This window comes from Microcella sp. (genome assembly GCF_019739195.1).
Lineage (GTDB): Bacteria > Actinomycetota > Actinomycetes > Actinomycetales > Microbacteriaceae > Microcella.
Genome location: NZ_JAHHDS010000003.1, coordinates 2,231,419 through 2,250,852 on the forward strand (window position 1 = coordinate 2,231,419; position 19,434 = coordinate 2,250,852).

Below are 19,434 nucleotides of genomic sequence, written 5' to 3' on the forward strand. Positions count from 1 at the left end.
AGCCATGTCGAAGGCCGACCACAAGCCCCGTTCCCGCGTCGTCACTGACGGAATCGAAGCCACCACCTCGCGCGGCATGCTGCGCGCTGTGGGCATGGGCGATGACGACTGGGGCAAGGCCCAGATCGGCATCGCGAGTTCGTGGAACGAGATCACCCCCTGCAACCTCTCGCTCGGCCGCCTCGCGCAGGCCGCGAAAGAGGGCGTGCACGCCGGCGGCGGCTACCCGCTGCAGTTCGGCACCGTGAGCGTGAGCGACGGCATCTCGATGGGTCACGAGGGCATGCACTTCTCGCTCGTGAGCCGCGAAGTCATCGCCGACTCGGTCGAGACCGTCATGCAGGCCGAACGGCTCGACGGCTCGGTGCTGCTCGCCGGTTGCGACAAGTCGATTCCCGGCATGCTCATGGCCGCCGTGCGCCTCGACCTCGCGAGCGTCTTCCTCTATGCGGGCTCCATCGCTCCGGGCTGGGTCAAGCTCAGCGACGGCACCGAGAAAGAGATCACGATCATCGACAGCTTCGAGGCTGTCGGCGCCGTCAAAGCGGGCAAGATGTCGGCCGAAGACGCCCACCGCATCGAGTGCGCCTTCGCTCCGGGCGAAGGTGCCTGCGGCGGCATGTACACCGCGAACACGATGGCGAGCGTGGCCGAGGCGCTCGGGTTGAGCCTTCCGGGTTCGGCGAGCCCCGCGTCGTACGATCGCCGCCGCGACATGTACGCTCACCGCAGTGGCGAGGCCGTCGTCAACCTGCTGAATAAGGGCATCACGGCGCGCCAGATCGTCACGCGCGAGGCGCTCGAGAACGCCGTCACGGTCGCGATGGCGCTCGGCGGCTCGACCAACGTCGTGCTGCACCTGCTGGCGATCGCGAACGAGGCCGAGGTGCCGTTCACGCTCGATGACTTCAACCGCATCGGCAGCAAGGTTCCGCACATCGGCGACCTCAAGCCGTTCGGTCGGTACGTCATGAACGACGTCGACCGGCAGGGCGGCCTGCCCGTGCTGCTCAAGGCGCTTCTCGATGCCGGGCTGCTGCACGGCGATGTCATGACCGTCACGGGCAAGACGATGGCCGAGAACCTGGCCGAGCTGAACCCCGACCCGCTCGACGGCGACGTGCTGCGCTCGCTCGACAACCCGATTCATGCCACGGGCGGCATCACCATCTTGCACGGCTCGTTCGCCCCCGAGGGTGCGGTCGTCAAGACGGCCGGCTTCGATGCGGCCGTCTTTGAGGGCCCGGCCCGCGTCTTCGAGCGCGAGCGCGCGGCGATGGATGCCCTGACCAACGGTGAGATCTCGGCGGGCGATGTCGTCGTCATCCGTTACGAGGGGCCCAAGGGCGGCCCCGGCATGCGCGAGATGCTCGCGATCACGGCCGCCATCAAGGGCGCTGGGCTCGGCAAAGATGTATTACTCTTGACCGACGGTCGATTCTCAGGCGGCACAACCGGACTGTGCATCGGCCATATAGCTCCCGAAGCGGTAGACGCTGGTCCTATCGCCTTCGTGCGCGATGGTGATCTGATCCGGGTTGATATCGCTGCTCGCTCCCTCGACCTACTGGTCGACGCAGACGAGCTTGAGGCGCGCCGCACCGACTGGGCGCCCCTGCCCCCGCGCTATACCCGTGGCGTTCTCGCCAAGTACTCGAAGCTCGTGCGCTCTGCCGCGCAAGGAGCCGTCACCGGGTAGACAGCTGCGGGCTTTCCGCTTTCGATCACCGACCTCTCGCTAGGACACTCATCTCATGACCACGGAATCGACCCCCGTGACCACACCGTCGGCCCCTGCGCCGAAGGCCTCCGCTCGCGCGGCGAAGAGCGCCGCCGAGCCGCCGATGCTGACGGGCTCGGGCGCCATTCTGGCCTCGCTCGAGAAGCTCGGCGTCACCGACGTCTTCGGCCTGCCCGGCGGCGCGATCATGCCTTTTTACGACGAGCTCATGGCCTCGACGGCGATCCGCCACATCCTCGTGCGCCACGAGCAGGGTGCGGGCCACGCGGCTGAGGGCTACGCTGCCGCGAGCGGCCGCCTTGGCGTGTGCATTGCGACGTCGGGCCCCGGCGCGACGAACCTCGTCACGGCGATCGCGGATGCTCACATGGACTCCGTGCCCCTGCTCGCGATCACCGGCCAGGTGTTCTCGAGCTCGATGGGCACCGACGCCTTCCAAGAGGTCGACATCACCGGCATCACGATGCCCATCACGAAGCACTCGTTCCTCGTGACCGACCCGGCCGACGTGCCGGGAGTCATCGCTGCCGCTGTGCACATCGCCACGACCGGCCGCCCTGGCCCGGTGCTCGTCGACGTCACGAAAGACGCGCAGCAGAAGTCGGCGCCATTCATCTGGCCGCCGAAGGTCGACCTGCCCGGGTACCGCCCCGTGACCAAGGCGCACGGCAAGCAGATTCAGGCCGCGGCCCAGATGATCGTCGAGGCGCGCAAGCCCGTGCTGTACGTCGGAGGCGGCGTCGTGCGTTCGGGTGCGAGCCGAGAGCTGCTGGCTTTCGCCGAAAAGACCGGCGCGCCCGTTGTGACGACGCTCATGGCCCGCGGGGCCTTCCCCGACTCGCACCGCCAGAACCTGGGCATGCCGGGCATGCACGGCACGGTTCCGGCTGTTCTCGCCCTGCAAGAGAGCGACCTGCTCATCGCGCTCGGCTCGCGCTTCGATGACCGCGTGACGGGCAAGGTGAGCGAGTTCGCTCCCGGTGCGAAGGTCATCCACATCGACATCGACCCCGCCGAGATCGGCAAGATCCGGCACGCCGACGTGCCGATCGTGGGGGATGCCCGCGAGGTGCTGCTCGATCTGCTGCCCGCCTTCGAGGCGGCGGCAGCGCAGCAGAAGCCCGACACGACCGACTGGTGGAAGCGCCTCGAGACGCTGCGCGCGCAGTACCCGCTCGGTTATGTCGATGACCCCGACGACGGTCTGCTCGCGCCGCAGGCGGTCATCGAGGCGATCGGTAAGCTCTCTGGCCCCGAGGCGGTCTACGCCGCCGGCGTGGGTCAGCACCAGATGTGGGCGGCGCAGTTCATCGAGTACGAGCGCCCCGGTGCGTGGCTCAACTCGGGCGGCGCCGGCACGATGGGCTACGCCGTTCCGGCGGCAATGGGTGCCAAGGTCGCCCAGCCCGACCGGCTGGTGTGGGCGATCGACGGCGACGGCTGCTTCCAGATGACGAACCAAGAGCTCGCGACCTGCACGATCAACAGCATTCCGATCAAGGTGGCGATCATCAACAACTCGTCGCTCGGCATGGTGCGGCAGTGGCAGACGCTGTTCTACGACGGCCGCCACTCGTTCACCGACCTCGAGACGGGGTCGACCCGCGCGGGTGAAGAGACCCGCATGGTGCCCGACTTCGTCAAGCTCGCCGAGGCCTACGGCGCTCTCGGAATCCGCGTGACGCAGCCCGACGAGGTGGAGCCCGCGATCAGGCTCGCGATGGAGACGAACGACCGCCCGGTCGTCATCGACTTCATCGTCAGCCGTGACGCGATGGTGTGGCCCATGGTGCCCCAGGGCGTCGGCAACTCGTCGGTGCAGTACGCGCGCGACCACGCGCCCGAGTGGGACGAGGAGTAACCGCCATGACGTATCACGTGCTCTCTCTGCTCGTCGAAGACAAGCCCGGCCTGCTCACGCGCGTCGCCGGCCTCTTCGCGCGGCGCGGCTTCAACATCCGTTCGCTCGCCGTCGGCACGACCGAGATCGAAGGTCTCTCGCGCATCACGGTCGTCGTCGAGGTCGAAGGTCTGCCCCTCGAGCAGATCACCAAGCAGCTCAACAAGCTCATCAACGTGCTCAAGATCGTCGAGCTTGACTCGGCGAGTTCGGTGCAGCGTGAGCACCTGCTTGTCAAGGTGCGCGTCGACAACACGACGCGGTCGCAGATTCTCGAGGCCGCGAACCTGTTCCGGGCCCGCGTCGTCGACGTCGCCACCGACTCGCTCGTCATCGAGGTGACGGGCGACACCGCTAAGGTCGAGGCCCTGCTCAGGGTGCTCGAGCCCTACGGTGTCAAAGAGATCGCGCAGTCGGGCCTCGTGGCCATCGGCCGCGGGTCGAAGAGCATCAGCGAGCGCGTGCTCAAGAGCTGAACGCGCACCCCAGACCTGGCATCAGCCACCCACCCCACCATCAAGGAGAACACCTCGTGACCGAGATCTACTACGACAACGACGCCGACCTCGCGCTCATCCAGGGCAAGAAGGTCGCGATCGTCGGCTACGGCTCGCAGGGCCACGCCCACGCCCAGAACCTGCGCGACAGCGGCGTCTCGGTGTCGATCGCCCTCAAGGCGGGCTCGAAGTCGATTCAGAAGGCCACCGATGACGGCTTCAGCGTCATGACGGTCGCCGACGCGGCCGAGTGGGCCGACGTCATCATGATCCTCGCGCCCGATCAGCACCAGCGCTCGATCTACAGCGAGAGCATCAAAGACAAGCTCGTGGCCGGCAAGACCCTCGCCTTCGCGCACGGCTTCAACATCCGCTTCGGCTACATCGACGCACCCGAGGGCGTCGACGTGATCCTTGTCGCCCCGAAGGCGCCTGGCCACACCGTGCGGCGCGAGTTCGTCGCGGGTCGCGGTATTCCCGACATCATCGCCGTCGAGCGCGACGCGACCGGCCACGCCTGGGATCTCGCGCTGTCGTACGCCAAGGCCATCGGCGGCACGCGGGCGGGCGTCATCAAGACCACGTTCACCGAAGAGACCGAGACCGACCTGTTCGGCGAGCAGGCCGTGCTCTGCGGCGGTACCTCGCAGCTCGTGCAGTACGGCTTCGAGGTGCTGACCGAAGCCGGCTACCAGCCCGAGATCGCCTACTTCGAGGTGCTGCACGAGCTCAAGCTCATCGTCGACCTCATGTGGGAGGGCGGCATCGCGAAACAGCGCTGGAGCGTCAGCGACACGGCCGAGTACGGCGACTACGTCTCGGGCCCGCGCGTGCTCGACGCGAGCGTGAAAGAGAACATGAAGGGCGTGCTCGCCGACATTCAGTCGGGTGCCTTCGCAAAGCGCTTCATCGACGACCAGGATGCTGGGGCCGTCGAGTTCATGGAGCTGCGTCGCAAGGGCGAGCAGCACCCCATCGAAGAGACCGGTCGCAAGCTGCGGGCGCTCTTCGCCTGGAAGCAGACCGACACCGACTACGTGGATGGCAGCGCTGCGCGCTGACATCCACGCGAACGCCGTGCTTGCTGGTGCTGATGCGCGAGCGCATCAGCACGTCGGCAGCGCTGGGCGCTGAGGTTCAGCGGGGCCCCGGAGCAGCACGCTCCGGGGCGTACTCCTCTTTCCACGCGACCGTCGGTTCAGCGCGCGGCCGGGGGCCCTTGCACCCGGTGGCGAGCCAGACGACCATCGCGATGGCGTTCTCGACGTGCGAGGCCAGAAACGCTCCGAGAATGAGCGGTGCGTAGAGCGCTGCCAGGTACGTGGCAGCACTGACCAGCCCTGCGGTGCGGCCCCAGAGCACCGCGAGAGCCACCGGGGCGAGCGCGAGAGCGAACCACCAGGGCGAGAGGGCGACACCGAGCGCCACGGAGGCGACCACGGCGAGGGTGCCGCCCGCGACCTGGGCGATCAATACCCGCCCCAAGCCGCGGCCGTGCCGCCACCAGCTCTCGAGCCCGACGGCGGCCCACATGACGCGAGCGCGCAGCCGGTGCACCCCGTTGTCGATGAGCGCGACGCGGAAGAGTTCATCGGCGTCGCGCCGCAGAGCGAGCCGCTGCTCTTCAGGCTCACGCAGCAGCTGCCCCACGAGCGAGTCGTGCATGATCGCGGGCAGCGTCTGGGTGCCGTAATTGGCGATGAGCCCCCACAAGAACGGCGGCACCGAGGCGAAGTCGGTGCTGTTGCCGCTGTGCGGCGGCAGGTCGAGCTGGTGCGCGGGCACACGCGTAGTGGTGCCGTCGCGCGGGTTGAGGTAGACGAAGTCGGCGGCGACCTGAAAGTCTCGCCCTCGACGGTAGACGAGCGGCAGAGCGCTCAACGGATCGCCCGCGGTCGTGAGAAATGGCACGTGATCACCCCTCAGCGATCGTACGACGGCGCTTGTAGAGTGAGCGCATGTCAGAGTCCCCTTCGTCGTCACCGTCATCCGCGATGCCGGTGACGCCACCGAGTGGCACCACCGCCACGGAGCCGGCGCCTGCCGCTCGACCGCATCGCGCAGGAGCGATCGTGCTCGTCGCGGGAGTCGTGCTCGCCGTCGTCTCTCTGACGATGTCGGTCGTGTTCGGCCTTCTGGGCGCACCCTATGTCGATCGCAGCGGTGGAGGTTTTCAGTTCAACTTCCAGTTCGGCGACCCCCGACCCGCGGTCTCGTTCCTCGGAATCGCGAGCCCCCTGCACGTCGTCGTCGGCGGCCTCGTCGGCATCTGGATCATCGTGCAGTCGATCGTGGCGATCGCCGCTGACTGGGGGAGGGCCGCCGGCATCGCGGCACTCATTATCGCCGTGGTCACACCGATCGTGTCGTTCGCTCTGTTCATGGCGATCCTTCTCACCGCAGGGTGAGTCGCGCTGGGTAGGCTCTGAGCATGGCCCGCCCCTCTGCGTCTGACGACGACGCCGCACTGCGGTGGGATGACCTCGACGACCCGAGCTACTCTGATCCGTCGCTCGCGGCCCTCGCGCCCGAGCCGGCAGACGACGACGCGGCAGGCGCGGGCAGCGCCACAGCCGACGGCGCCGCCGCGGGGGTGGGTGCCGCGCCCGGCCTCGAGCGAGCATCCGACGCCCGCTCTCCGCTAGCGACGCTGCTCACGGCTCTCGCCGCCGTCGTCTACCTGGCTTACACCGTGGGCTGGATCATCGGGATCGGCCTCGTGCCCCTCAGCGGCCCGACCCTCGTGATCGAGATCATGTACCAGTTCAGCGAGTTTCTCGCGATCATCGCTGCTCCGCTGTGGTTCGCCGCCGTCGTGTCGCTCACGCGAGAGGGTCGTGCCGCGCATCGGTTCGGCTGGCTCGCGCTCGGCGCGCTCGTGCTGGTGCCGTGGCCCTTCGTGCTCGGACTGCTGCGATGACGCGGCAGGCAATAGACGCCCCTGCTCGCATGTCGCGCGCGCACTGGGGTGTCACGGCGCTGCTCTCGGCGATCGTCGGCTGGTTCGTCTTCGACGGCGTGAGCTCGCTCGTCGGTCTGCCCGCGCTCTACGAGCAGCTGTCGAGCCAGCTCGGCCTCGAGGCGGCGCCTGTACCCTGGATTGCCCTGTGGGCAGGGGTCGTGCTTCCCGTGGTGCTCTTCGTGGCGGCCGTCGTCATCGCGCGCCGTGAGTCGATCACTCGATTCACGCTCGTCCTCATCGTGGCCCTCGCCGCGACCGCCGCGGTGCGGCTCTCGCTCATCGCAGCGGCGACAGGGTCGATCATCTTCGTGAACTGAGGGGGCGCTAGGCGAGCCCCACCCAGAGCACGAGGACGATGAGGGCGACCTGCATCGCGAGCCTCGGCCAGAACGGCACGGCGACAGGGCCGAACCGGTCGCGGTGCTGCGCGGCATAGGCGTTGGCCGGAAAAACGCACACCAAGAACACGGCGAGCGCGATGCCCGCCGCGGCGCGGGTCGGCTCGAGCACGAGGCCGAGCCCGCCGGCGATCTCGGCAACGCCCGTCACCCAGACCCAGCCCACGGGCGAGAACGGCCGGCCGTGAAAGGCGCGAGGCACCATCGCCGCCATGGTGCGTACGACGGTCGGCACGAAGTGGGTGATGCCGATAGCGACAAAGACGACGGCGGTGATGACGCGCGCCAGGTCGACAGGTGACCCTGCGAAGGGCACGAGCAGAGCATCCAGGGGCATGCCCGCCATTCTGCCCGTGCGGCCTGCGATACCCTGTGTGCACGGTCGCCCCCACCGCCGCAGGCCACCGTCTACCACCGCGTCTCCTGCTGGTACCTCTCTGCGTTAGGACTCCTCACCGTGCCCAAGCCGGTTGTGCTCATTGCCGAAGAACTGTCTCCCGCCACCGTCGACGCCCTCGGGCCCGACTTCGACATCAGGCAGGTCGACGGCACCGACCGGCCGACTCTGCTCGCCGCGCTGGCCGACGCCCACGCGGTGCTCATCAGGTCGGCGACGCAGATGGATGCTGAGGCCATCGCCGCCGGAAAGACCCTCAAGGTCATCGCGCGCGCCGGCGTGGGCCTCGACAACGTCGACGTGCCGGCCGCCACGAGTGCTGGTGTGATGGTCGTCAACGCGCCGACGAGCAACGTGATCAGTGCCGCCGAGCTCGCCATTGCGCACCTGCTTTCGCTGGCCCGCTACGTGCCCGACGCCAACGCCTCGATGAAGGCGGGGGAGTGGAAGCGCTCGAAGTACACGGGCGTCGAGCTCTACGAGAAGACCGTGGGCGTGGTCGGCCTGGGTCGCATCGGAGTGCTCGTCGCTCAGCGGCTCGCGGCCTTCGGCGTCGAGCTCATCGCCTACGACCCCTACGTGCCGCCGGCGCGTGCGCAGCAGCTCGGTGTGACGCTCGTGACGCTCGACGAGCTCATGCAGCGCAGCGACTTCATCACCATCCACATTCCGAAGACGCCCGAGACGACGAACCTCATCAGCACGGCCCAGTTCGCACTCGCGAAGCCGACCCTGCGCATCGTCAACGCCAGCCGAGGCGGCATCATCGACGAGGATGCCCTCCGCGAGGCACTCGCCACTGGCCGCATCGCCGGCGCCGGTCTCGACGTCTTCGTCAACGAGCCGCCCGTCGGCTCGCCGCTGCTCGACCTGCCCACCATCCAGCTCACGCCGCACCTCGGCGCCTCGACCGATGAGGCTCAAGAGAAGGCGGGTGTGTCGGTGGCGAAGTCGGTGCGCCTCGCGCTCGATGGCGAGCTCGTGCCCGACGCCGTGAACGTGGCGGGCGGTGTGATCGACCCGACCGTGCGCCCCGGCATTCCGCTCATGGAGAAGCTCGGCCAGGTCTTCGCGGCGCTCGCCGATGCCTCGTTCGCGAGCATCGATGTCGAGGTGCGCGGCGAAATCGTCGAGCACGACGTCAACGTGCTCAAGCTCGCGGCGCTCAAGGGCATCTTTAGCGCGATCTCAAGCGAGCAGGTCAGCTACGTCAACGCGCCTCTGCTGGCCGAGCAGCGCGGAGTCGCCGTTCGGCTGCTGACCGAGGCCGACAGCCCCGAGTACCGCAATCTGCTGACGATTCGGGGCGCGTTGAGCGACGGAACGCAGCTGTCGGTCAGCGGCACCCTGGTCGGCGCCAAGCAGGTGCAGAAGATCGTCGAGATCAACGGGTACGACGTCGAGGTGCCGATGGCCGAGCACTTCATCGTCATGCTCTACACCGACCGGCCCGGCATCGTGGCGATCTACGGCAAAGAGTTCGGTGAGGCGAGCATCAACATCGCGGGCATGCAGATCGCGCGGCACACGGCCGGCGGCCAGGCGCTGAGCGTGCTGACGGTCGACTCGCGCGTGCCCGAAGAACTGCTTGAGCGGCTGCGCACAGCGATCGATGCGAGCGTCATGCGCGAGATCACCATCGTCGAGCAGTAGACAGCCCCGCACTTCGCGCACCCGTGAGCCAGCGTTCGGCAGCGCGTCGACAGGCCATCGCACGCGGAAGAGCCCCGTCCGAAGACGGGGCTCTTCCCGAAGCTGGGTGACCTTGTCTACTCGACCGGGTCGCTCGCGATCGACTCGCGGCGCGTGACTTGCTCGCCGTTGTTCGGGTCGACCTGCGTGCGCTGCGTCGTGACCGACGAGCGCTTGCGTGCCATGAGCACTCCGCCGATGACGACCATGACGACTCCGGCAACCATGAGGATGTATCCCACGGTCGTCAGGGCGATCCATTCGACGCTGACCTGCACGGCGAAGGCGAGGATGGCCCCGACCGCGACGAGGAATATTCCGAATCCAATGCTCATTGTGAGAGCTCCTTTCGATCCGGGAGGTGACTCTATGGTCTGCGAGCAGTGAGCCGCACCCCCTTGACAAACGCCCCTCGTGCACCCGGCTACGCTGGAACGGTCGGGCATCCGCGAGTTCTCGGGCCTGACGTCGTCTATCTGGGAGGTTGCTGTGAGCCGCACGCTCGATCTGGCCGTCATCGGCGGCGATGGCATCGGCCCGGAGGTCACAGCAGAAGCCCTCAAGGTGCTGCACGCAGCCCTCGGCGACGACGCGGTCGTGCGCGAGACCGCCTATGACCTCGGTGCCGAGCACTACCTGAAGACCGGCGAGATTCTCTCTGACGAGACCCTCGAGGCCCTGTCGCAGCACGACGCGATCGTTTTCGGTGCCGTCGGCGGAGACCCGCGCGACCCGCGCCTTGCCGGAGGCATCATCGAGCGCGGGCTGCTGCTCAAGCTGCGCTTCGCCTTCGACCACTACGTCAATCTGCGCCCGACCTTGCTCGCGCCGGGCATCGCGTCGCCGCTCGCCCATCCGGGCGCGGTCGACTTCGTGGTCGTGCGCGAGGGCACCGAGGGGCCCTACGTCGGCAACGGCGGTCGATTCCGGCAGGGCACCCCGCACGAGGTCGCCACCGAGGTCTCGCTCAACACGGCCTTCGGCGTCGAGCGGGTGGTGCGGTTCGCGTTCGCGCAAGCCGCCGTGCGCCGTCAGAAACTCACGCTCGTGCACAAGACCAACGTGCTCGTGCACGCAGGATCGTTGTGGCAGAGCACCGTCGACCGCATCGCGCCCGAGTTCGCATCCGTCACCGTCGATTACCTGCACGTCGATGCCGCCACGATCTTCCTGGTCACAGACCCTGCCCGCTTCGACGTCATCGTCACCGACAACCTGTTCGGCGACATTCTCACCGACCTCGCCGCGGCGATCGGCGGCGGCATCGGCCTTGCGGCGTCGGGCAACCTGAACCCCGACGGAGCCTTCCCGAGCATGGTCGAGCCCGTGCACGGCTCTGCCCCCGACATCGCGGGGCAGCAGAAGGCTGACCCGACGGCAGCGATCTTGTCGATCGCCATTCTGCTCGAGCAGCAGGCGCTGACGGATGCCGCAGCGCGCGTGCGCGCCGCGGTGCTCGCCGACCTCGCTGACCGCCCGAGCTCGGCGCGCTCGACCTCTGAGGTCGGAGACGCCATCGTCGCTCGCTTGCGCTAGATCGCAGGGGGCGATCGGCCGACCGTGCAGACCCAGTGCGCCAAGCAACCACGATTGGCCTGAGCGCCCTCACCAGCGCGCAGAGTACGCTGAACCCACGTTCTCCCGGCGCCAGCGTGCTGCCGACGACCCTGCGAGGATCCACGATGACGAACCTGCTTCCGATGGCCACGCGCGACCTGACCTGGTCCGTGACGATGAACGACGCTGCGCGGTCAGCGGACGAGCGCGAGGCCGTTCTCGCCGACCCGGGCTTCGGCAAGCACTTCACCGACCACATGGTCGACATCTGCTGGAGCGAGAAGGGGGGCTGGCACCGCCCGCGCGTGCAGCCTTACGGTCCGATCGCCCTCGACCCTGCCGCTGCCGTGCTGCACTACGGGCAAGAGATCTTCGAGGGGCTCAAGGCTTACCGTCACGCTGATGGTTCGATCTGGTCGTTCCGCCCCGACGCTAATGCTCGCCGCCTGCAGCGCTCGGCCCGGCGGCTCGCGCTGCCCGAACTGCCCGAACAGTACTTCATCGAGTCGTTGAAGCAGCTCATCGCCGTCGACGGAGACTGGGTGCCGAGCGCTCCCGAGACGAGCCTGTACCTGCGGCCGTTCATGTTCGCGAAAGAGGCGTTTCTCGGTGTGCGCCCCGCGCACAAGGTGGCCTACTACGTCATCGCCTCGCCCGCGGGCGCCTACTTCCACGGCGGAGTCACGCCCGTGTCGATCTGGCTCTCGACCGACTACGCCCGCGCGGGCAAGGGTGGAACGGGCGCCGCGAAGACCGGAGGAAACTACGCCTCGTCGCTTATCGCGCAGGCCGAGGCGGCCGAGCACGGGTGCGCCCAGGTGCTCTTCCTCGACGCCGTCGAAGGTCGCTACCTCGAAGAGCTCGGCGGCATGAACGTCGTGCTGGTCTACAAAGACGGCACGCTCGTCACGCCGCTCAGCGACTCGATTCTCGAGGGCATCACGCGCGACTCGATTCTGCAGCTCGCCGAAGACCGCGGTCACACGGTCGAGCGTCGCCGCGTGAGCATCGACGAGTGGCGCGAGGGCGTCGAGTCGGGTGAGATCGTCGAGGCCTTTGCCTGCGGCACCGCTGCTGTCGTGACCCCGATCGCGATGCTCAAGGCCAAAGATTTCGAGATCGGCAGCGCCGACGCCCCCGCGGGCGAGTTGACGATGTCGTTGCGTGCCGAGCTCACCGACATTCAGTACGGGCGTCGCGCCGACCCGCACGGCTGGATGCTGCGGCTGGATGCCTGAGCCCGATTTCGCCCGCATGCCGTTGCCCTGGCGGGCGGGCGTGGTTGCGCTGTGCGTCGGCGGAGGGGCCGTGCTCGGTCTCGTGGGCACCTTCGCCCACCAGTCGCTGCCGCCGGTGGGCGTCGGCATCGCCCTCGTGACCGTTGGCCTCTACATCGTCGGGCTGCGGGCATGGGGCGGTGTGCGCACGCCGGCCGCCGCGGGTTCGATCGGGGTCGCCGCCATTGTCGGGCCGCTCGCCTCCGCGGGCGGCAGCACCGTACTCGTCCCCGCCAATACGGCGGGCTACGTGTGGCTCGCCGGGGTGACGGCCATCGTCTTCTTCGCGCTCGCCTGGCCGCACATCCAGCAGGCTCCCCGGCGCCAGACGGATACGATGGAGCAGTACCCCGACGTCGACTCGCCCGCCGACTCGACGTCTCGCTGAGCAGTGAGGTAGAACCGCCGCCGTGACCTACGTGATCGCCCTTCCGTGCGTTGACCTCAAAGACCGCGCCTGCATCGACGAATGCCCCGTCGACTGCATCTACGAGGGCGACCGCATGCTCTACATCCACCCCGACGAGTGCGTCGACTGCGGTGCCTGCGAGCCGGTGTGCCCCGTCGAGGCGATCTTCTACGAAGACGATCTGCCCGACAAGTGGTCTGACTACTACACCGCCAACGTCGAGTTCTTCAGCGAGATCGGGTCGCCCGGTGGGGCGGCCAAGATCGGCGTGATCCCCGGAGACCACCCCGTCGTCGCCGCGGTGCCGCCGCAGGCATGAGTCTCGCGCTCCCAGACTTTCCCTGGGATTCGCTCGCACCCTTCGCGGCGACAGCCCGCGAGCACGCCGACGGCATCGTCGACCTCTCGGTGGGCTCGCCCGTCGACCCGACCCCGGCGCTCGTGCGCGACGCACTCGTGGCCGCGACCGACGCGCACGCCTACCCGACCACGTCAGGCACTCTCGCCCTCCGCGAGGCGATCGTCGACTGGTACGCCCGCCGGCGAGGCGTGACGGCGTTGTCGACGGATGCTGTGCTCCCGACTATCGGCAGCAAAGAGCTCGTCGCCCTCCTGCCCCTGCTGCTCGGCCTCGGCCCTGGCGACACGGTGGTCTACCCGCGCACGGCCTACCCGACCTACGCCGTAGGTGCCGCGATCGCTCGCACGACCGGCGTCGCGGCGGATGACCCCCAGGCCTGGCCCGCATCCACTCGACTCGTGTGGCTCAACAGCCCGGGCAACCCGACGGGGGCTGTGCTCGGCGTCGACGCGTTGCGCGCCGCGGTCGCCCGGGCCCGCGAGCTCAGAGCCGTGATCGTCAACGACGAGTGTTACGCCGAACTGGGCTGGCAGCCCGAGCGGTGGGCGGGCGACGCGACCGAGAGCGGCGCCGACTTCGGTGACGCCGAGCGCGTCCCGAGCATCCTCGACCCCCGTGTCATCGGCGGCGACGCGACCGGCGTGCTCAGCGTCTACTCGCTCAGCAAGCAATCGAACCTCGCCGGCTATCGCGCCGCGTTCGTCGCGGGCGACGAGGCTCTCGTGCGGCGCGTGCTCGAGGTGCGCAAGCACGCGGGGCTGATTCCGCCGGCGCCCGTGCAGGCCGCCATGATCGCGGCCCTCGGTGACGAGCAGCACGTCGCCGAGCAGCGCGAGCGCTACCGTGCGCGACGCGAGGTGCTGGCCGCGGCACTGACGAGCGCGGGCTTCCGCATCGACCACTCCGAGGCCGGGCTGTACCTGTGGGCGACGCGCCACGAGCCCGCACTGGCTACGATCGCGGCCCTCGCCGACGTCGGCGTTCTCGCTGCGCCCGGCACGTTCTACGAGGGCGACGGCTCGCAACACGTGCGACTGGCGCTCACGGCGACCGACGAGCGCATCGCGGCGGCTGCGCGACGCTTGGAGAACCTCTCTAAGTCGTGAGCCCCGCTCTTGGCGGGGTCGGCACTGGTGCGGCTTTCCCCATAGGCTGTACTCGGGTCACTCCCGAGCCGCCACCACCTTAGGCCCGCTACGGGACCCCGCCCCCAGAACGACCATCCACGCGAGGAGGCGCAGTGAGCGACGGCGATCAGAAGGCCACTCTGCACTACCCCGGCGGCACCGCCGAATTCCCCATCTTGAGCAGTGTCGACGGCGCGTCGAGCATCGATGTCTCGACCCTCACCAAGCAGACCGGCCTGACCGCGCTCGACTACGGCTTCGTCAACACGGCCTCGACGCAGAGCGCCATCACCTATGTCGACGGCGACAACGGGCAGCTGCGCTACCGCGGCTACGCGATCGAAGACATCGCCGCGAACTCGAGTTTTCTCGAGGTCGCCTGGCTGCTCATCTACGGCGAACTGCCGACCGCTTCCGAGCTCGACGAGTTCGCGCACCGCGTCGGCCGCCACACGCTCCTGCACGAAGACCTCAAGCGCTTCTTCGACTCGCTGCCGCACCAGGCGCACCCCATGTCGGTGCTCTCCAGTGCGGTGAGTGCGCTGTCGACCTACTACGGCGACTCGCTCGACCCGCACGACCCCGAGCAAGTCGAGATCTCGACCATCCGCCTGCTGGCGAAGCTGCCCGTCATCGCGGCGTACGCGCACAAGAAGGCGATCGGTCAGGCTTTCCTCTACCCCGACAACTCGCTCGGCTTCGTCGAGAACTTCCTGCGCCTCAACTTCGGCATCATGGCCGAGCCTTACGAGGTCAACCCGGTTCTCGTGAAGGCGCTCGATCGCCTGCTGATTCTGCACGAAGACCACGAGCAGAACGCGTCGACCTCGACCGTGCGTCTCGTCGGCTCGACCGGAGCCAACCTCTTCGCCTCGATCTCTGCGGGCATCAACGCCCTCTCGGGGCCGCTGCACGGCGGTGCCAACGAGGCCGTGCTCGACATGCTGGCCCGCATCCGCGATTCGGGTGAGAGCGTCGAGCGCTACGTCGACCGCGTCAAGAACAAAGAAGACGGCATCAAGCTCATGGGCTTCGGGCACCGGGTCTACAAGAGCTACGACCCGCGCGCCAAGCTCGTGAAAGAGAGCGTGGATGCCGTGCTCGCCGACCTCGGTGTCAGCGACCCGCTGCTCAACATCGCCCGCGAGCTCGAGGCCATCGCTCTCGCCGATGACTACTTCGTCGAGCGCAAGCTCTACCCGAACGTCGACTTCTACACGGGTGTCATCTACAAGGCCATGGGCTTTCCGACGCGCATGTTCACGGTGCTGTTCGCGATCGGGCGCCTGCCGGGCTGGATCGCCCACTGGCGCGAGATGAACAACGACCCCCACACGAAGATTGGGCGCCCTCAGCAGCTCTACATGGGCTCGGCCGCGCGCGACTGGCCTCAGCGCTAGCGCCTCCCTGGCGCAACCCGGTGCCGCACTTCGGGCCTGCCGTGTCGCTTCAGCCCGGTGAGGTGCTCGACACGCCGCAGTAGCGGGCAGCTGTGCGGCGTGTCGCCTCATTCACCGGGGCGTTGCGACATTCGATACGGGATGCTCGCGCCGAGCATCCCGACCCGGCATCGCTACGCGTGCAGCGCCTGGTTGAGTTGCACGCCCGCGCCCGTGCGGGGCAGCACCTCGACGGCTCCGGTCACCGAGCTGCGGCGGAACAGCAGCCCCGGTACCCCTGACAGCTCAGCAGCCTTGACGACGCGCGGCTGCCCGTCGGCGCCGACCGTGCCGTCGAGCACGACGACCTTCTGGCCGGCGGTCACGTAGAGGCCCGCCTCGACGACCGAGTCGTCGCCGATCGAGATGCCGATGCCGCTGTTGGCGCCGAGCAGCGCACGCTCGCCGATCGCGATGCGGTGCGTGCCGCCGCCCGAGAGGGTGCCCATGATCGAGGCTCCGCCGCCGATGTCGCTGCCGTCGCCGACGACGACGCCCTGGCTGATGCGGCCTTCGACCATCGAGGCACCCAGGGTGCCGGCGTTGAAGTTGATGAAGCCCTCGTGCATGACGGTCGTGCCGGGCGAGACGTAGGCGCCCAGGCGCACGCGCGAGGCGTCGGCGATGCGCACGCGCGGCGGGGTCACGTAGTCGAGCAGGCGCGGAAACTTGTCGATGCCGAGCGCCGAGATGCCCGCCTGCTGCAGCACGGGTCGGCGCGCGTCGAAGTCGTCGGGGTGCATCGGGCCCGCCGTCGTCCACATGACGATGGGCAGGTGGCCGAAGATGCCCTCCAACGAGAGAGTGTTGGGGTGCACGAGCCGGTGGCTCAACAGGTGCAGGCGCAGGTAGGCGTCGGGGGTCGACTGCGGCGCAGCATCCAGGTCGATCGAGATGGTGCGCGCCTCGCGACGCACCCCGCGTCGGGCATCCTCGCCCTGCAGGTGCTCGATCTCAGCGGGAACGATGTAGGGGTCGCGCCCGTGCGGCAGTGTGCCGAGCTCGGGGTGTGGAAACCAGGTGTCGAGCTCTTCGCTGTCGGCGATGCGCAGGGTCACGAGTCCGTAGCCCCAGGCGTGGCGCGTGGCGCGCTCAGAGTCGGTGGCGGTGGGGGTGTCGCGGGCGGACGGGGCGGTGGGGCTCGACATGCCTCCAGGCTACCGGCGCCGCATTACCCTGGAAGCGTGACTGCCCCCGACGCTGCGACTGCGCGCGAGATGCCCGCCGAGCTGCCCCTCGACGACGGCGTCGTAGCGCTCACCGCGGCGATCGTCGATATCGCGAGCGTCAGTGGCGATGAGCGGATGCTCGCCGACGCGATCGAGCACACACTCCGGCTGCGCGCCCCGCACCTCGAGGTGCTGCGCGACGGCGACGCGATCGTGGCTCGCACTCACCTCGGCCGCGCGCAGCGGGTGATCGTCGCGGGACATATCGACACGGTGCCTACCAACAACAACCTGCCGAGTCGCCTGGAGGGTGATGCCACCACCGGCACCCTCTGGGGCCGCGGCACGGTCGACATGAAGGGCGGGTGCGCGGTCATGCTCGCGCTCGCCGTCTCGCTCGAGGCACCCGTCTACGACGTGACCTACATCTGGTACGACCACGAAGAGGTCGAGGCGAGTCTCAACGGCCTCGGCCGTCTCGCCCGCACGCGCCCCGAGCTGCTCGAGGCAGACTTCGCGATTCTGGGCGAGCCGAGCAACGCGGGCATCGAGGGCGGCTGCAACGGCACGCTGCGCGTCGAGCTGCGCGCCGCGGGTCGTCGCGCGCACTCTGCTCGCGCCTGGATGGGCGTCAACGCGATCCACGCCCTCGCCCCGGCGCTCGAGCTGCTGGCACGCTTCGAGCCCGAGACGATCGAGGTCGACGGCCTTGCCTACCGCGAGGGTCTCAACGCCGTCGGCGTGCGCGGGGGAGTCGCGGGCAACGTGATTCCCGACGAGGCAGTGCTGACGGTCAACTATCGCTTCGCCCCCGACAAGAGCGTCGCCGAGGCCGAGCAGCGGCTGCGCGAGCTGTTCGGCACCGTCGCGCCCGAGCTCACGCTCACGGTCACCGATGCGAGCGGCGGGGCTCGCCCGGGACTGGATGCTGCGCTCGCGCAGCACTTCGTCGCGGCCGTCGGCTCGGCGCCTGCCCCGAAGTACGGCTGGACCGACGTCGCCCGCTTCGCCGAACTCGGCATTCCGGCCGTCAACTACGGCCCCGGAGACCCCTCGCTCGCCCACACCGACGACGAGCGCGTGCCGGTCGAGCAGATTCTCGCCTGCGAGCGCGGCTTGCGCGCCTGGCTCAGCGGGGCTTGAGGGTGCGCGGTGAGCGCATGATCGCGCCGTGAGCACCTCCGCGGCGAACACCCGCGGCGCAGCGCCATCTGCGACTGATGCGGCCGCCGCGACCTCCTTTGCCCCACCGGTCGGCCTGCGGGCCGAGGTCGCCGACCTGCTGCGCCGCACGCCCTGGTGGCTCACTGTGCTCGCCATCTGGGCCGCGTCGCGCGCGGTCACGACGGCGATCATGCTCTCGTTCGCGAGTCGGCAGCAGGCCAACTCCTGGACCGACGCGAGCCCCGGCTACCTCGACTTCGCCCGCCTGTGGGACGGCCACTGGTACTACATCATCGCCGCGGTCGGATACCCCGACGAGATACCCCGAGACGAGCAGGGCCGCGCTGGCGAGAGCGCCTGGGCCTTCATGCCCGTCTACCCGGGGCTCGTGCGCATCGGCATGACCCTGATCGGCGACTTTTCGGCGCAGGGCTTCGCCCTCGTCGCCGTGACCATCTCGGTGCTGTCGAGCGCTGCCGCTGCGCTGCTCTTCTTCGTGCTCATGCGCCGCTGGCTCACGCGCGGCACGGTACTGCTGGCGACAACGCTGTTCTGCACCATGCCGCTCTCGCCCGTGCTGCAGGTCGCCTACGCCGAGGCGCTGCACCTCGTGCTGCTGCTCGGCGCGCTCATTCTCGTGCTCGACCGGCACTGGCGCCTGCTCGCCATGGTGGTCACGGTCATGGCCCTCACGCGCCCGAGCGGTCTGGCCTTCGCGTTTCTGCTCGCGATGGTGTGGGTCTGGCGGTGGATGCGCCGAGACCGCGAACCCTTCGCCCTGCGAGAGCGGGTGCACCTCGGGCTGACGGCCGTCATCGCCGGCTTCGCCGGGCTTGCCTGGCCGGGCATCGTCGCGCTCAGCACGGGCGACCTGCTCGGCTACACCGACACCGAGCTGGCGTGGCGCCGCCCGTACATCGGCGAGGTCGAGCTCGTGCCGTTCACCCCGTGGGTGCAGGGAGCGCAGTGGTGGATGGGCGACGTGCTCGGGGTGATCATCCTCGTCATCGTCCTGTTGCTGGCGGCGTGCGCGTTCGCCCTGCCCTCGATGCGGCGCATGCCCGTCGAACTGCGGTTGTGGATCGTCGCGTACTCGCTCTACCTGCTCGCGGTGTTCTTTCCGCAGTCGAGCACGTTCCGGCTGCTGTTGCCGATCGTGCCCGTGCTCGGGGCGGTCGCCTCGGGAATCGTCGCGGTCGGGCGCACGCCCCTCGGGCGCGGTCTGCTCGCCGCCCTTGTCATCGCGCTCGGCATCGCCGGCCAGGTCGGATGGGTGCACATCACCTGGTGGGTCGACGGCTACGACTGGACTCCACCGTGATCGGCGGGTGACCAGCAGCCCCT

20 protein-coding genes are annotated in these 19,434 nt (G+C 68.7%); 16 read left to right on the forward strand and 4 right to left on the reverse strand.

The features are described 5' to 3' along the window. Positions 1–4 precede the first annotated feature (4 nt). From ilvD to ilvC, 4 genes are read left to right on the forward strand one after another with little or no spacing between them, the layout of a single operon-like run. The gene (ilvD, locus tag KL788_RS12525; RefSeq protein ID WP_293172237.1) at positions 5–1,699 is read left to right on the forward strand and encodes a dihydroxy-acid dehydratase; all 1,695 of its coding nucleotides are present in this window, start codon (positions 5–7) and stop codon (positions 1,697–1,699) included. Between the two features lie 55 nt (positions 1,700–1,754). Further along, positions 1,755–3,602, forward strand: a complete 1,848-nt coding sequence (locus tag KL788_RS12530; protein ID WP_293172240.1) for an acetolactate synthase large subunit — start codon at positions 1,755–1,757, stop codon at positions 3,600–3,602. A 5-nt stretch (positions 3,603–3,607) separates the two neighbouring features. Then, on the forward strand, positions 3,608–4,117 hold the full coding sequence (gene ilvN / locus KL788_RS12535; RefSeq protein ID WP_293172243.1) for an acetolactate synthase small subunit: 510 nt from the start codon (positions 3,608–3,610) through the stop codon (positions 4,115–4,117). 56 nt (positions 4,118–4,173) lie between these two features. Continuing rightward, complete coding sequence (gene ilvC, locus KL788_RS12540; protein WP_293172246.1) at positions 4,174–5,199, forward strand: ketol-acid reductoisomerase; 1,026 nt, start codon at positions 4,174–4,176, stop codon at positions 5,197–5,199. Between the two features lie 76 nt (positions 5,200–5,275). Here the strand turns inward: ilvC and KL788_RS12545 are convergent, their stop codons facing one another. After that, entirely contained in the window at positions 5,276–6,049 is a 774-nt protein-coding gene (locus tag KL788_RS12545) for a DUF1353 domain-containing protein (protein ID WP_293172249.1), read from the reverse strand. A 47-nt stretch (positions 6,050–6,096) separates the two neighbouring features. Between KL788_RS12545 and KL788_RS12550 the strand changes: the two genes are divergently transcribed. From KL788_RS12550 to KL788_RS12560, 3 genes are read left to right on the forward strand one after another with little or no spacing between them, the layout of a single operon-like run. After that, positions 6,097–6,546 (forward strand): hypothetical protein, encoded by a 450-nt coding sequence (locus KL788_RS12550; protein ID WP_293172253.1) that lies wholly within the window; start codon positions 6,097–6,099, stop codon positions 6,544–6,546. A gap of 23 nt (positions 6,547–6,569) precedes the next feature. Further along, complete coding sequence (locus tag KL788_RS12555) at positions 6,570–7,058, forward strand: hypothetical protein (protein WP_293172256.1); 489 nt, start codon at positions 6,570–6,572, stop codon at positions 7,056–7,058. Between the two features lie 29 nt (positions 7,059–7,087). After that, complete coding sequence (locus KL788_RS12560; protein ID WP_293172259.1) at positions 7,088–7,417, forward strand: hypothetical protein; 330 nt, start codon at positions 7,088–7,090, stop codon at positions 7,415–7,417. 7 nt (positions 7,418–7,424) lie between these two features. Here the strand turns inward: KL788_RS12560 and KL788_RS12565 are convergent, their stop codons facing one another. Further along, complete coding sequence (locus KL788_RS12565; RefSeq protein ID WP_293172262.1) at positions 7,425–7,835, reverse strand: DoxX family protein; 411 nt, start codon at positions 7,833–7,835, stop codon at positions 7,425–7,427. A 120-nt stretch (positions 7,836–7,955) separates the two neighbouring features. Here KL788_RS12565 and serA point away from each other — a divergent pair, with 120 nt between their 5' ends. Beyond that, complete coding sequence (gene serA / locus KL788_RS12570; RefSeq protein ID WP_293172265.1) at positions 7,956–9,548, forward strand: phosphoglycerate dehydrogenase; 1,593 nt, start codon at positions 7,956–7,958, stop codon at positions 9,546–9,548. A 116-nt stretch (positions 9,549–9,664) separates the two neighbouring features. Here serA and KL788_RS12575 read toward each other — a convergent pair whose 3' ends face one another. Continuing rightward, a complete protein-coding gene (locus KL788_RS12575; protein ID WP_293172268.1) occupies positions 9,665–9,922 on the reverse strand; it encodes a DUF6458 family protein in 258 nt (85 codons plus the stop codon). A 154-nt stretch (positions 9,923–10,076) separates the two neighbouring features. Between KL788_RS12575 and KL788_RS12580 the strand changes: the two genes are divergently transcribed. The 6 genes from KL788_RS12580 to KL788_RS12605 all read left to right on the forward strand — a co-directional run bounded on the left by KL788_RS12580 (position 10,077) and on the right by KL788_RS12605 (position 15,718). Beyond that, positions 10,077–11,123 (forward strand): 3-isopropylmalate dehydrogenase, encoded by a 1,047-nt coding sequence (locus tag KL788_RS12580; protein ID WP_293172271.1) that lies wholly within the window; start codon positions 10,077–10,079, stop codon positions 11,121–11,123. Between the two features lie 146 nt (positions 11,124–11,269). Continuing rightward, entirely contained in the window at positions 11,270–12,382 is a 1,113-nt protein-coding gene (locus KL788_RS12585; RefSeq protein WP_293172274.1) for a branched-chain amino acid aminotransferase, read from the forward strand. Then, positions 12,375–12,809: a hypothetical protein gene (locus KL788_RS12590; protein WP_293172277.1), complete on the forward strand. Its 435-nt coding sequence runs from the start codon at positions 12,375–12,377 to the stop codon at positions 12,807–12,809. Before KL788_RS12585 ends, KL788_RS12590 begins: the two co-directional genes overlap by 8 nt. A 22-nt stretch (positions 12,810–12,831) precedes the next feature. Continuing rightward, positions 12,832–13,149, forward strand: coding sequence for a ferredoxin (fdxA, locus tag KL788_RS12595; protein WP_293172280.1), 318 nt, complete (start codon positions 12,832–12,834; stop codon positions 13,147–13,149). Then, positions 13,146–14,297, forward strand: coding sequence for a succinyldiaminopimelate transaminase (gene dapC, locus KL788_RS12600; RefSeq protein ID WP_293172283.1), 1,152 nt, complete (start codon positions 13,146–13,148; stop codon positions 14,295–14,297). Before fdxA ends, dapC begins: the two co-directional genes overlap by 4 nt. A gap of 134 nt (positions 14,298–14,431) precedes the next feature. Then, positions 14,432–15,718 (forward strand): citrate synthase, encoded by a 1,287-nt coding sequence (locus KL788_RS12605; protein WP_293172286.1) that lies wholly within the window; start codon positions 14,432–14,434, stop codon positions 15,716–15,718. Between the two features lie 173 nt (positions 15,719–15,891). Here KL788_RS12605 and dapD read toward each other — a convergent pair whose 3' ends face one another. After that, positions 15,892–16,905, reverse strand: coding sequence for a 2,3,4,5-tetrahydropyridine-2,6-dicarboxylate N-succinyltransferase (dapD, locus tag KL788_RS12610; protein ID WP_293172289.1), 1,014 nt, complete (start codon positions 16,903–16,905; stop codon positions 15,892–15,894). A 69-nt stretch (positions 16,906–16,974) separates the two neighbouring features. On the opposite strand from dapD, the gene dapE reads away from it, so the two are divergent. Continuing rightward, on the forward strand, positions 16,975–18,069 hold the full coding sequence (dapE, locus tag KL788_RS12615; RefSeq protein WP_293173349.1) for a succinyl-diaminopimelate desuccinylase: 1,095 nt from the start codon (positions 16,975–16,977) through the stop codon (positions 18,067–18,069). Between the two features lie 28 nt (positions 18,070–18,097). Then, positions 18,098–19,411, forward strand: a complete 1,314-nt coding sequence (locus KL788_RS12620) for a hypothetical protein (RefSeq protein WP_293172292.1) — start codon at positions 18,098–18,100, stop codon at positions 19,409–19,411. Positions 19,412–19,434 lie beyond the last annotated feature (23 nt).